Genomic DNA, 13,029 nt, shown 5'->3' on the forward strand with positions numbered 1-13,029 from the left:
GTCCGGCAGCGCCCTCGCCCACCGGCCGCCGCCCGCGCCGCGCTCCGCGGTCAGCGCCGCCGCGGCCGGCCGGGCGCCGGGCTCCTTGGCCAGCAGCGGTTCCACCACCGGGCGCAGCCCGCCGGGCAGATCGTCCAGCACCGGCGGCTCGTGCATCACCCGGTAGAGCAGGGTGGCGGTGGCCGGCGACTCGCCGGTGTGCTGGAACGGCCCGTGCCCGGTCGCGGCGAAGACCAGCAGCGCGCCGAGCGCGAACACGTCGGCCGCCGGGGAGAGCTCCCGGGCGCCGCCGACCTGCTCCGGGGCCAGGTAGCCGGGGGAGCCGACGACCCCGCCGGTGTGGGTGACCGGCGAATCGTCCAGGGCGCGGGCGATGCCGAAGTCGATCAGCTGCGGGCGCTGCGGGGCCAGCAGCACATTGGACGGTTTGAGATCGCGGTGGACCAGGCCCTCGGCGTGCACGGCGGCCAGTGCCGCGGTCAGTTCGGCGGCCAGTTCCCGTACCGCCTCCGGGGCCAGCGGGCCGGCCCGGAGCACCCAGTCCTCCAGGGAGGGCGCGGGCACGTACTCGGTGGCCAGCCACTGCGGGCCGTCGCCGCGGCTCCAGTCGACCACCGGCACGGTCCACGGGCTGCGGACCCGGTCGGCGTTGCGTATCTCGCGTGCGAAGCGCAGCCGGAAGCCCGGGTCGCCGGTCCGCTCGGCCAGGATGGTCTTCAGTGCCAGCGCCCGGCCGCCCGGGGTGCGCGCCAGATAGACCCGGCCCATGCCGCCGGCCCCCAGCCGGCCCAGCAGGACATAGCCGCCGATCGCCTGCGGGTCCTCCGCATGCAGTGACTCCACCACGCCGTTTCCCCCTCAGCCGCGCACCCGCCAGGGCTCAGGGTACGGCAGCGACCGTCTCCGGAACGCCCCGCTCTGCGGGGAAAGTTCGCCCGCCCGGCGCCGCCGCAGCCCTTGGTGGGGACGCCGCCCGGGCCCCGGACGGTTTCGCCGCCCGCCGCCTAGCGCATGGAGAAGTGCGCCAGGATCGCCTGCACCTCGTAGATGTCGACGCCCTTGGTGAAGGTCTTCTCGATCGGCACACTGCTGCCGGACAGCCAGATCTTCAGCTCCGAGTCCAGGTCCATGTGCCCGGAGGTCTCCACCGCGAAGTGCGAGATGCTCCGGTACGGGATGGAGTGGTACTCCGTCTTCCTGCCGGTGACGCCCTGCTTGTCGATCAGGATCATCCGCCGGTCGGTGAACAGGATCATGTCCCGGATGAGCTGATACGCGGCGTGCACCTGCTCGCCCTGCGCCAGTATCCGCGCGTACTCCTGCTGCGCCGCCGCCGGATCGACCGCGTGCGCGTTCCCGAACAGTGCCATTGCCCCGCTCACCCCTCCGCTCCCGGACCGTGCCCCTCCCCGCACTGTAACCCTCCGGCACGGCGGTGCGGCCCCGCCGGATCGCCGGGCCGGCACCGGAGGGTCACCGGTTCGGGCGCGGCCGTGGTGCGGGCGGGCGGCCGGGAGGGTCCCATGGCGGTGGTGGCGCGGTCCTCCCTGCCCCGCGCCACCCGACAACGTACGGAGCACCCCATGCGCGCACTCACCGTCCCCGCCGCCGGCCGGCAGCCCGTGGTCTCGGAGCTGCCCGTACCGTCCCCGGGCCCGGACCAGGTCCTCATCCGGGTCCGGGCCGCCGCCCTGAACGCCGTGGACACCGCCCTGGCGAGCGGTGCCATGGCGGAGCGGATGGAGCACCGCTACCCGCTGGTCATCGGGCGGGACGCGGCGGGCGTGGTGGAGGCGGCGGGCGCCGGCGCGGGCCGCCTCCGGGAGGGCGACGAGGTGTTCGGCAACATCCGGCTTCAACCGCCGGTCCAGGCCGGGACGGTCGCCGAATACGCGGTGCTGCCCGCCGGGCATGTCGCCGCCAAGCCCGCCGGCCTGGACTTCGTCACCGCCGCCGCCCTGCCGCTGGCCGGTGCCGCAGCCGTCGGCTGCATCGACGCCGTCGCCGCCGAACCGGGCCAGTCCGTGCTGGTGATCGGTGCCACCGGGGGCGTGGGCTCCTACGCCGTGCAGCTGCTCGCCGCCCGGCGGGTCACCGTCGTCGCCAGCGGCACCGCGGCCGACACCGACCGGCTCACCTCGCTGGGTGCCACCACGGTCGTCGACTACACCACCGGCGATCTGGTCGAGCAGGTGCGTGACGTGTATCCGGACGGAGTGGACGCCATGATCGATCTGGTCTCGCGCACCCCGGACGCGGTTCCGCTGGAACTCGTCCGCAAGGGCGGCCGGGTCGCCTCCACGCTCGGCGCCGCCGACGACCAGACCCTGACCGCGGCCGGGCTGTCCGGCAGCAACGTCATGGCCGCCCCGGAGGCCGGGGTGATCGCCCCGCTCGCCCAGGAGGCCGCGGCCGGCACCCTCACGGTGGACGTCAGCACCGTGCTGCCCCTCGACCGGGCGGCCGAAGGGCTCTCCACCCTGGCCGCCGGCGAGGCGCGCGGGAAGATCGTCATCAGCATCGACGGCTGACCGGCCGCGGGCGCCCGCGGCCCGCCCCGGCCGGCCCGCGACCGGCCGGGGCGGGCGGGTGGCTGTCAGCCGGGGCCGGGGGACTGCCGCCGCGCCTCGTCGGCGACCTGCCGCCCGGACTCCCGGGTGTCCTCCCGGACCTGTCCGGCCCGCTCCCGCGCCTGCTCCCCGGTGGTCCGGGCGGCCTCCGTCGCGGTCTCCTTGACCTGCTCGGACGCCTGCTTCGCGGTCTGCGTGGCATCCTCCTTCAGCCGCTGGGCCGACTCCGTGGCCGCCTGCTTCACCGGCTCCAGCGCCTCGCCAGCCCGGCCGGACGCCCGCCCGGCGGCCTGCTCCTCCGCCTGCGAGGTGGGCAGCAGGGAACCGGCGAGCAGCCCGGCGCCGAAGGCCACCAGGCCCGCCGCCAGCGGGCTGCCCTGGGTGCGGCGCATCGCCTGCTCCGGGCTCTGCCGCACCGCCTGGGCCGTCTCCCCGGCGCCCCGCTGCACGGAGTGCGCCGCCTGCCGTGTCCGGTCGGTGGCCCGTCCGCCGGTCTCCGAGGCCGTTCCCATGACCCGTTCGCGCAGTCCTGACATGGTGCCGCGTACCTTCTCGTTCCGCCGGTGCATCATCCGTTTCGGGCTCGTCTTGTCCGCGAGCCGGTCGACGTCCTCCGACAGCCGTTCCCGGGTCTCGGCGATCTCGGCCCTCACCTGGTCGGGTGACGTGCCCATCGGGCGTCCTCCTTCAGCGTCTCCAGGGTCTGTTCCGGCTTCGGGGACACGCTCCGCATCCGGGCGCGGCCCATGACGAACAGCACGGCGGCGATCACCGCCCACAGCACGGCGACGATCAGCGCCGCCCAGCCCGCGTCCATCACATTGGCCAGCCCCAGCATCAGCGCCAGGGACAGGAACAGGGCGACCATGTAGCCGCCGAAGCCCGCCCCGCCGAACATGCCGGCGGCCTTGCCCGCCTTGCCGGCCTCCTGCTGGATCTCCGCCTTGGCGAGCTGCACCTCCTGCCGGAACAGCGTCTGCATGTCGGAGGTCACCGCCGACAGCAGCTCGCCGACCGAGGCGTCCTCCTCCCGCGGCGCCGTGCGGTGCCGCGGGGGCGACTCCTGCTGAACCGAGGCCATGTCTCACACCTCCGTTCCGTACCCCTGCGCCGCCAGGGAGCTGCCCTGGCCCTGACCCGGGCCCAGCGCCGGACCCTCGGTCCGGCTCTCGGCCGCGGGCTGACGGGAGCCGTCCGGCTGCCCGTTCCCGGCCGCCGCCTTGCCCGCCTTGGCCATGCGGCCGACCACCAGACCGGCCACCAGCGCCCCGCCGAGGAACGCGCCCGGCCTGCGGCGCGCAAAGTCCTGGAGATCTCCGATCAGACCCTGCACCCCGTTGCGGTCCAGATACTCCGCGGCACGGTGACCGCCTTCGGCCGCCTGGGCGGCCAGCGTGCGGGCCGGGGAGTCGTCGGGGGCGTTCCGCGCCATCCCGTCCAGATCGTCGGCCCACTGGCGCACCGTGCCGGCCAGGCGTTCCACCTGCCCCCGGCCCTCGTCCGCCACGCGCTTCCTGAGATCCTGTGCGGCCTCTCCGGCCTGCCGGCGGGTCTCCCCGGCGACCGCGCCCGCCTGCTGGGAGGCGGTCGCGGCGACCTCGTCGGCCGCCTGCCCGGCCCGGCCGGCCGCGGCCGTGGCCTGGTCGCGCGCAGCCTGCCTCGTCTCCTGCACTCGTCCGCCGTCAGTCATGAGCGCTCCTTCCCTGTACGGGCGCACATTCGACCCTGGGCGGGTTGCCCGTCACGGGGGCGGGAAACCCCCGGGGGCGGGCGGTTCAGCGGGCGGTTCAGCAGGCGGTTCTGCCGGAGCGCGGCAGGTCGGCGAGGGAGGCGGCGGGGCGGCCGGCCGGGCGGGGCATCGCCGACGCCGTCCGGCGGGCTGCCGGGCCGGGACGGCCGCCGCCGGTCCGCGATGCCGTCCCGGGCCACCGCCGCGGCCCGCCCCTCCCCGGCCCGGCCGCGGATCAGGCCCTGCCCGGGTGAACGCCGGCACCGGACCCGGTGAACGTGCGTGTGACGTACAACATTAGGCTGCGGCCATGGCCCCGCCGTCCGGGGCCGCAGAAGGGAGCCCCGCATGACGGCAGGCGACAGACCGGAACCCCGCAGACGGACGCGCACCGCGCTCACCGCCATGGTGCTCGCCACCGTGGCACTGCTGGTCCCGGGCCAGGCGAACGCCGCGACCACGTCCACTTCTCCGGCCACCGCCGCGCCGGGCCTGCCGGCGCAGCCGGCGGCACCGGGCGGGGAGGCGGACGCAGCCGCGGCGGCCGGACCTCCGGCCGACGCCCCGGTGGCCGAGGCGGAACTCGCCTCCGGCGCCCGCCTGAAGGTCCGGGCGCCGGAGGACGAGGGTGCCGCCCCCGTCTTCCAGATCACGCCCGGACAGGCCGGAGCCGGACCGGGAGGAACCGGGGAGGGCGGTGCCGGGGAGGGCGGTGCCGGGGAACCGGCGCAGGGCCCCTACGCCTTCACGGCGGAGGACGGCACGCTCACCGTGCAGCCGCTGGGCGGCAGTGAGGCGCTGCCCGCCACCGAGATCGAGATCCCCGAGGAATCCGGGGACACCGGCTCCGGCATGTCCACCATGGGCGGTGCCGCGGAACTGGCCGCCTTCCGCACCGCCGCCCCGGAGGGCACCTACCCGGTCAAGCTCGTCCTGGACACCGACGAGAGCTTCGCCTACAAGTCGATGGTGGTCTGGAACCGCCAGACCTGGACGACCCACTGGGTGCGGGACGGTGGTACGTTCACCGACCACGGCTGGGTCAACCTGCCGCCCGGCAGCTATCTCGGTGTCACCATGTTCGACACCCTGGACAGGGCGGCCGCGTACCTGCTGGTGCAGCCCTTCACGGTGACCGACAGCAGGCGCACCATCGTCTTCGACGCCGGTAAGGCCCGGGACACCCGGATCTCGGTGGACGCCGCCCATGACCGGCGGGCCGACATGGCGGTGTCCCTCGCCGTGCCGCGCGGCGGCATCACCGGCTTCGTCGGCGTCGGCAACGCCAAGGTCCATGTCACCCCCTTCACCGCCACCGGCACCGAGCTGCACGTGCGCGAGGTGCGGGTGCAGAAGGGCACCACGCCCGTGACGCACTCGCCCTACCGCTACGACCTCTTCCACTCCTTCGTCCGCACCGTGCCGTCCTCCCCGGTCGTGTCGGTGCGGACCGCGGATCTGGCCACGTCCGTCAGCACCTTCCGCAGCCAGGGCAACACCGGCCAGTCGTACCTCTTCTCCGCTGCCGTCCACGGCCCCTGGATGACCGGTACGGTCGTGTCCCCGGTGCGGCTCCCGGCCCGGGTCACCGAGTACCAGACCCCGGGCGTCAGTTTCTCCCGGGTCCTCATGTACGGCGACGGCCAGCTCCTCGACCTGGCCGACCGGACGCTGCCGGCCGGCACCTCCCCCGGCGAGACCATCGGCATCGCGCCCTTCGCTCCCCGGCACACCGACCGCCTCCAGTCCCGCCGGTACGGGGACACCGTCACCGTGTACGAGCCGGTCCCGTTCACCGACGCCACCGGCCGGGACGGCCACGGCGGAAGCGCCACCTGGTCCTACCGGCTGACCGCGGACGGCACGACCATCGGTGAGGGCTCCGGCCTCGGGCTCTACGACAGCGCCGCCCACGCGGTGCCGTCCCCGGCCTCGGACATGGCCCTCGACCACACCGTCACACGGCGGTCACCGCAGGCCCGGCTGTCCACCACGGTGCGGCGGGAGTGGACCTACCGGGGCAGCACCACGGGCGCACTTCCGCTGCTCGATGTCGACTTCTGGGTCTCCGGGCTGAACTCCCGCAATACCTCCGCCGGCTCACCGGTCCGGATATCCGCCAACGCCCGTTCCCGCTCCGACCACGCCCAGGAGACCCTGACCGGGCTGGAGTTCTCCACCGACGACGGCGCCACCTGGCGCCCCCTGGAAGTGCCGGGCACCGGCAAGAAGGCCACCGTGGAACTGGCCGTGCCGGCCGACGCGGCCTTCGTCTCCCTGCGGGCCACCGCCGAGGACGACAACGGCGGCACCGTGCGGCACACCGTGGTGCGCGCCTTCGCAGGACCGGCCGGGCACCGCGGCGGCACCGTCGGCGACATCTCGGTCTCCGGGTTCTCGCTCAACGACGGCTCGCCCCTGGTGGTCGGCACCCGGCAGTACCAGTACGTCAATGGTGAGGTCACGGTGACCGTCCCGGACGGCCTGGGCGGCGCGGAGGTCATGCTCTACCGGGGCTCCTACGACGCACCGGATGCCGAGCTGCCCAGCAGCAACGTCGTCTGCGAGGCGGCCGGCTCTTCCGGGACCTACTCCTGCGGCGTGCTGTTCGCCGTCTCGGGCCACTTCTCGCTCGGGGACAACGGGCTGGCCGGACCGTGGAAGGCGGCCGTGATGGCCTGGTCCCGGGACGGAAGCCACTACACCGAACTGCCCCAGGCCGGCACCACCTCCGTGCGCCGGCACACCACGGTGGACCTGCGGACCTGGCCGCGCTACGTCGCCGAGGGCGAGCCCATGATCATCGCCGGTCAGCTGGACCGCGCCGACTGGGCGGCGGGCACCTACCGCCCGCTGGGCGGCCAGTGGGTGGCCCTGGAGCACCGCGCGCCGGGCAGCAGCACCTGGATCAAGATCAAGGGCGTGAAGTCCGCCGCCGACGGTGACGTGCGCACCACCGTTCCCGCCGCGAACGGGTACTACCGCTGGCGGTACAAGGGCGGGATCTACACGGCGGGGACCGTCTTCACCGAGCGCGTCTTCGCCTACTGACCCCGCGCGTCCCCGCCCCGGCCCGGCGGCGGTGTGTGCGGCGCCGACCGCCGCACGCCGTCGCCGGGCCCGGCCCGGGGCGCATACGCTCGGCGCAGTGACCGGCAAGGTTCCGTGCGGAGCCGACAGGTGTGGAGGAGACAAGGCAGCGTGCCCCAGCTCGCCATGAATACCGCGGCGCTTGTCGTGGTCGACATGCAGAACGGCTTCGTCAACCGGCACAGCGCGCACATCGTGCCGGCCGTGGCCGGGCTGGCCGGGCAGTGGCTGGCGAAGGGGCGGCCGGTGATCCTCACCCGCTACCAGAACCACCCCGGCAGCCCGTTCGAGCGGTTCTTCTCCTGGACCCGGCTCCGGCACCCGCCGGAGACCGATCTGGTCCCGGAACTGTTCGACATCACCTTTCACGCCCGGGCGGTGGTGACCAAGCCGGGCTACTCCCTCTTCACCCCGCAGGCGGACCAGCTCATCGCCCGGGAGGGCTGGACCGACCTGGTCTTCTGCGGCATCGCGACGGAGAGCTGCGTGCTGAAGTCCGCCGCCGACGCCTTCGAGCGCGGCTTCGCCCCGTGGATCGTCACCGACGCCTGCGCCAGCGACGCGGGCCGGGCCGTGCACGAGGCCGGCCTGACCGTCGCCCGCCGGCTGATCGGCCCGGGCGGGCTCATCACCGCCCGGACCGCCCTCACCAGCCCCGCCGACCACCCGCACTGACCCGCCGCGGCCGGGCCTCCCGCGCCGCCCGCGGACTGGGACCGTCCCGGGGGAAGCCCTAAGGTGTGCCGCGTGTCCCCGTCCGTCCCCGCACCGGACCGCCCCGGCACCGCCGACGACCCCGTGCCGCTGCACCGGCTGGAGGTGCCGGCGCCGCAGGTGCTGCCGTTCGCCATGGGCACCTTCGACACCATCGGCCCGCTCTCCCGGGCCGCCTTCCCGCACCGGCACACCTTCTACGAGGTGACCTGCGTGACCAGCGGCAGCGGCCGCCATGTGGTGGATTCCGCGGCCCGCCCGCTGCTGCCCCCGCAGCTGTGCGCGGTGGTCCCCGGCCAGGTCCACCACTGGGCGGACGCCCGGCGGCTGCGCGGCTGGGTGGTGCTGTTCAACGCCGACTTCCTGCTGGCCCACCCCGGGGACCGGGAACTGCTGCACCGGCTGGGCGGCCAGCCGCTGCTGCCGCTGGACGGTGAGCAGGCGGACGCGGTCACCGCTCTGCTGCGGGAGCTCCGGCGGGAGTTCCTCGCCCGGGCCCCGGGCCATCTGTCCGTGCTCCAGTCGCTGCTGCACGTGCTGCTGGTGCGGGCCGCCCGGTGGGCGGAACGGCCGGCCCGGCCCGCCGCCGCGGCGGGCCCGGCAGGCCCGGCAGGCGCGGCAAGGCCGGCGGCGGCCGGGGAGGACGACCGGGCGCGGGCCCTGGCCCGGGAGTTCCTGGCGCTGCTGGCCACGCCCGGGGCGGTGGCCGTACCGCTGGCCGGGCATGCCGCCCGGCTGCGGGTCTCCGCCGGGTATCTGACCGAGGCGGTCCGGAAGGCCACCGGCCGCCCGCCCGGGCGGCTGCTGCGGGAGGCCCGCACCCTGGAGGCCAAACGCCTGCTGGCCGCCACCGATCTGACGGTGCGGCAGGTCGCGTCCCGGGTCGGCTACCCCGATCCCGCCTACTTCTCCCGCTTCTTCCGCCGCGAGACCGGCATGAGTCCCGGCGACTTCCGGCGCGGTTCCCGCGCCGATCACCATGTTCACCGTGCGGAGTCCCTCGCCGACGGTCCGGCCGGCTCCTAGCGTTCCTGCGGGGCGCCCCCACAGCCACCCCCACCCCACCGACCGCAGGAGACCGCCATGGACGACCACCCCACGCCCGGGCGCCGGTCCGGCCTCACCCGCAAGGGCCTGCTGAAGACGGCACTCGCCGCCGTCCCGCTGTCCGCCGCGTTGGGCGGCGCGGGCGCGGCCACCGCGCTGGCCCGGGACGCCGGTCCGGGGCACCGGCCGCTCACCCCGACCCCGGTGTGCGACGACGGGGACGACCCCACGCCCCCGCAGATGGAGGGGCCGTACTTCAAGCCCGGCTCGCCGCGCCGCACCTCCCTGGTGGACGCCGGAACGCCCGGGGTCCGCCTCACCGTCAGCGGCCGTGTCTTCGGCCTGGCCTGCCTGCCGGTGCCGGACGTGCTGCTGGACTTCTGGCAGGCGGACACCAATGGCGCCTACGACAACGCCGGCCACCGCTTCCGGGGCCACCAGTTCACCGACCAGCGGGGCGCCTTCCGGCTGGAGACGATCGTGCCGGGCCTGTACCCGGGCCGCACCCGTCACCTGCACGTCAAGGCGCAGGCCCCGGGGCGGCCCGTGCTGACCACCCAGCTCTACTTCCCGGGCGAGCCGCGCAACGCCACGGACGCGCTCTACGATCCGGCGCTGCTGATGCACGTCCGGCAGGCCGGCGCGGGCCGGGAGGCCGGCTTCGACTTCGTGCTGAACCTGGAACAGGACGGCGGCGGCTCCCCGCAGCCGCCGGGCGGCACCTGGGCCGCGGGCACCGCCTACGCGGCCGGGGACACCGTCACCCACGGCGGCAGCGGATACCGGTGCCTCCAGGCCCATACCGCGCAGCCCGGCTGGGAGCCGCCCCACGTCCCGGCCCTGTGGCAGCGCCTGTAGCGGTCCCCCGCCGCGGACCGGGTACGGAAACGGAACGCCCGTGGCCGCCCCTGCCGTTCTTCCCGTTCCGCCCCGCCCGGCCCTCCGGCGAGTCCCCGGGGGGCCGGGCCCGTGCCGGGAATTCCTTGTTGCCGGAACGGCAACAATACTGGCGGTTCCCGCCCCCGTCTCCGCACTCTTACGGCATGAGCGATCACACCGAAACCCCCGCGCACGGCCCCGCGCACGGCCCCGCGCAGGACGCCGCCGACGGCGCGGCCTACTGGGAGAACCACTACGCCGCCCGTGACCAGGTCTGGTCGGGCAGGGTGAACGCGCCGCTGGCCGAGTTCGCCGCGAACCAGACCCCCGGCCGGGCCCTGGACCTCGGCTGTGGCGAAGGCGGCGACGCCGTGCACCTGGCCGGGCTCGGCTGGCGGGTCACCGCCGTGGACATCTCCGCCCTCGCCCTGGACCGCACCCGGGCCCGGGTGGAGGCGGCCGGTCTGGCCGACCGGGTGACCACCGAGCGGCACGACCTCTCCCGCAGCTTCCCGGAGGGCACCTTCGACCTGATCAGCGCGCAGTATTTCCAGGCGCCGTTCGAGTTCTCCCGCCCGGAGATCTTCCGCCGGGCCGCGGCGGCGCTGACCGCGGGCGGCGCGCTGTTCATCGTCGACCACGGGGCGCCGCCCCCGTGGGCCGGGGCCGCGCACGCCCACCACCACTTCCCCAGCGCGGAGGAGATCCACGACGGCATGGGTCTGGACCCGGCCGTCCACCGCACGGAACGCCTGGGCACCATCCAGCGCGAGGCCACCGGCCCGGACGGCGTGACGGGCCTGCTCACCGACAACGTGATCGTCATCAGGCGCGTCGCCTGAGACCGGTACACGTCACTGGCCGGTGGGCCAGGTTTCGGCTTCGCCGGCCCGGCGGTCGTCGCGGTGCAGCGGCTCCAGCGCGTGGGTGCGGTCCAGATGCAGCAACGCGTCGTAGCGCAGGCCGGGCACGGTGGGCACGTAGTTGCCCCACCGCTCGGCCCCCGGCCGGTAGACCACGCCGATCGCCCGGTGGTCGCGGACCGTCCGCCGCCAGCCGGCACCGGCCGCACCCGCGCCCGCGCCGGTCTGTTCGCCCGTGTCCTCCCAGACGAACAGGCCCGCTCCGCCCGGCAGCGCCCGGTGCATGAGGTCCTCCAGGCTGCCGCTCCGGGCCGGCGGCACGGTCATCTCCCGTGGCGGGCGCCCCCACTCGTCGGCGGCGATCACCGTGCCCTCGTAGGAGCCGAGGCCGACCAGCACCACACCCTCGTCCGCATGCCGCTCCCGCAGCAGCTGCCCGACGTTGACCATGCCCGCCGCCGCCATGTCGGTGGCCCTGGCGTCCCCGATATGGGTGTTGTGCTCCCAGATCACGGGCTTGCTGCGGGGCCCGAAATGCTCCGTCAGCCGGTCCAGGGTGTCGGCCATGTGGTGGTCGCGGATGTTCCACGACGCGGGGCCGCCGCGCACCATGGCCCGGTAGTACCGCTCCGCGCCCGCCACCGCCTCGGCGTTCTGCCAGGCCGCGAAATCCGCCGGCCGGCCGTCGGCGGCCCGCTGCCGCACGGCCCGCTCGCGCAGCCCGGCCAGCAGGGAGACCACCTCCGGCTCGCAGCCCTCCGGCACCAGGCCGGTGGCCACGGCGTAGGACTGGGGATCCTCGGCGTAGGGCTCGAAGCAGCGGAAGGCGGCGAGCGCGGGCTGCACCCGCTCCGGGTCGTGCGCCCGCAGATGCTCCAGCACGGCGTGCAGCGACTCCCACAGGCTGTAGACGTCCAGGCCGAAGAAGCCGACGCGCCGCCCGGCGGGCAGGGCGAGGTTGTGGGCGCGCAGCCACCGGGTGAACCGGACCACCTCGGTGTTGGCCCACATCCAGCGCGGCCAGCGGGCGAAGGCGGCCAGCGCCCGGGCCGGGTCCTCCGGGGCGTCCGGGGCGGCGGTGACGCTGTGGTGCACCGTCTCGCAGTCCGGCCAGTCGCCCTCCACCGCGACCAGGGAGAATCCCTTCTCCTCGATCAGCCGCCGGGTGAGGTCGGCGCGCCACCGGTAGAACTCGGCGGTGCCGTGCGAGGCCTCGCCGATCGCCACGTAGCGGGCCTCACCGATCCGGTCCAGCAGCGGGTCCAGGGAAGCGGGGCCGGTCAGCGGCATCGCCTCGTCCCGCAGCCGGGCCACCTGGTCCGAGGGGAATCCCGTGAGCGTCATGGCGCGCCTCCCTCGTGTGCGCCTGCTCCGCCCATGAAAACCCGGGCCCGGCCGCCCCGCACCCGGGGCCGCCGCACCCGGGGGCGGGCGGCCGGGCCGCCCGGCATGTCAGCGGCCGTCGAGCAGCTCCCGCATGCGGGTGATCTCCTCGCCGTGGGACTCCATGATCTCCTTGGCCAGCTCCCGGGCCGGGCCGTGGTCACCGTCCTCCCGCTCGGTCCCGGCCATCTCCAGGGCGCCCTCGTGGTGCTCGATCATCAGCGTCAGATAGAGGGTGTCGAAGTCGTCCCCGGTGGCACTGACGAGCTGCTCCATCTGCTCCTGGCTCATCATGCCGGGCACCGGCGCCACCCCGCCGTGGTGCCCCTCGTTCACGCCGCTCATGCCCGGGGGCACCTTCTCCTCCCACTCCTCCAGCCAGCCGGTCATGGCGTCGATCTCCGGCTGCTGCGCCCGGAGGATCTCCTCGGCCAGGGACCTGACCTCCTCGGCGGACGCCTTGCCGGGGGAGGAGGCGTTGCCCACGGCTATCTCGGACATCATCACCGTCTGCCGGTGGTGCGGGATCATGCCCTGGGCGAAGTGGACATCGGCGTCGTTGTGCCCGCCGCCGGAGGACGAGCCGGAGCCGTCGCCGCCGCAGGCGGCCAGGACCAGCCCGGCGGCGGTGACGGCTCCGGCCGCCAGGGCACGGCGCAGCGGCGAACGGTAGCGGGAGTGGTGCGGCGGACGGAAGCTGTTCATGGCAAGACTCTCCTGCGCGGACGGGGACGGATCTGCTGCGGGCGGTGCG

Annotated in this window: 13 protein-coding genes; 6 read left to right on the forward strand and 7 right to left on the reverse strand. The window is 75.0% G+C overall.

The window, feature by feature from the left end:
• Together GQS09_RS06770 and GQS09_RS06775 are read right to left on the reverse strand one after the other, a co-directional pair.
• A partial coding sequence (locus tag GQS09_RS06770) for a serine/threonine-protein kinase (protein WP_165985077.1) occupies positions 1–846 on the reverse strand: 846 nt, incomplete at its 3' end.
• A 158-nt stretch (positions 847–1,004) separates the two neighbouring features.
• Positions 1,005–1,370: a PH domain-containing protein gene (locus GQS09_RS06775; RefSeq protein WP_165985078.1), complete on the reverse strand. Its 366-nt coding sequence runs from the start codon at positions 1,368–1,370 to the stop codon at positions 1,005–1,007.
• 213 nt (positions 1,371–1,583) lie between these two features.
• Between GQS09_RS06775 and GQS09_RS06780 the strand changes: the two genes are divergently transcribed.
• Positions 1,584–2,531 carry an NADP-dependent oxidoreductase gene (locus GQS09_RS06780; protein WP_165985079.1) on the forward strand — a complete coding sequence of 316 codons (948 nt, stop codon included), beginning with the start codon at positions 1,584–1,586 and terminating at the stop codon, positions 2,529–2,531.
• Between the two features lie 65 nt (positions 2,532–2,596).
• On the opposite strand, the gene GQS09_RS06785 is transcribed toward GQS09_RS06780, so the two are convergent.
• From GQS09_RS06785 to GQS09_RS06795, 3 genes are read right to left on the reverse strand one after another with little or no spacing between them, the layout of a single operon-like run.
• Entirely contained in the window at positions 2,597–3,244 is a 648-nt protein-coding gene (locus GQS09_RS06785) for a DUF3618 domain-containing protein (protein WP_165985080.1), read from the reverse strand.
• Positions 3,220–3,651: a phage holin family protein gene (locus GQS09_RS06790; RefSeq protein WP_165985081.1), complete on the reverse strand. Its 432-nt coding sequence runs from the start codon at positions 3,649–3,651 to the stop codon at positions 3,220–3,222. The genes GQS09_RS06785 and GQS09_RS06790 overlap by 25 nt, the downstream gene beginning before the upstream one ends.
• Before the next feature lie 3 nt (positions 3,652–3,654).
• Positions 3,655–4,260 carry a hypothetical protein gene (locus GQS09_RS06795; RefSeq protein WP_165985082.1) on the reverse strand — a complete coding sequence of 202 codons (606 nt, stop codon included), beginning with the start codon at positions 4,258–4,260 and terminating at the stop codon, positions 3,655–3,657.
• Between the two features lie 387 nt (positions 4,261–4,647).
• On the opposite strand from GQS09_RS06795, the gene GQS09_RS06800 reads away from it, so the two are divergent.
• The 5 genes from GQS09_RS06800 (at position 4,648) to GQS09_RS06820 (ending at position 10,871) form a co-directional block, all read left to right on the forward strand.
• Positions 4,648–7,350 (forward strand): hypothetical protein, encoded by a 2,703-nt coding sequence (locus GQS09_RS06800; protein WP_165985083.1) that lies wholly within the window; start codon positions 4,648–4,650, stop codon positions 7,348–7,350.
• A gap of 150 nt (positions 7,351–7,500) precedes the next feature.
• The gene (locus GQS09_RS06805) at positions 7,501–8,064 is read left to right on the forward strand and encodes an isochorismatase family cysteine hydrolase (RefSeq protein WP_399552433.1); all 564 of its coding nucleotides are present in this window, start codon (positions 7,501–7,503) and stop codon (positions 8,062–8,064) included.
• A 72-nt stretch (positions 8,065–8,136) separates the two neighbouring features.
• Complete coding sequence (locus tag GQS09_RS06810) at positions 8,137–9,129, forward strand: AraC family transcriptional regulator (RefSeq protein ID WP_313896022.1); 993 nt, start codon at positions 8,137–8,139, stop codon at positions 9,127–9,129.
• A 57-nt stretch (positions 9,130–9,186) separates the two neighbouring features.
• Positions 9,187–10,008 (forward strand): carbohydrate-binding protein, encoded by an 822-nt coding sequence (locus GQS09_RS06815; protein ID WP_165985084.1) that lies wholly within the window; start codon positions 9,187–9,189, stop codon positions 10,006–10,008.
• 185 nt (positions 10,009–10,193) lie between these two features.
• Entirely contained in the window at positions 10,194–10,871 is a 678-nt protein-coding gene (locus GQS09_RS06820) for a cyclopropane-fatty-acyl-phospholipid synthase family protein (RefSeq protein ID WP_165985085.1), read from the forward strand.
• Between the two features lie 12 nt (positions 10,872–10,883).
• Here GQS09_RS06820 and GQS09_RS06825 read toward each other — a convergent pair whose 3' ends face one another.
• Together GQS09_RS06825 and GQS09_RS06830 are read right to left on the reverse strand one after the other, a co-directional pair.
• Entirely contained in the window at positions 10,884–12,236 is a 1,353-nt protein-coding gene (locus GQS09_RS06825; protein ID WP_207957543.1) for an erythromycin esterase family protein, read from the reverse strand.
• Positions 12,237–12,344: 108 nt separating this feature from the next.
• Entirely contained in the window at positions 12,345–12,980 is a 636-nt protein-coding gene (locus tag GQS09_RS06830) for a DUF305 domain-containing protein (RefSeq protein WP_165985086.1), read from the reverse strand.
• Positions 12,981–13,029: the final 49 nt, after the last annotated feature.

This window comes from Streptomyces sp. YIM 98790 (assembly GCF_011421595.1).
Lineage (GTDB): Bacteria > Actinomycetota > Actinomycetes > Streptomycetales > Streptomycetaceae > Streptomyces.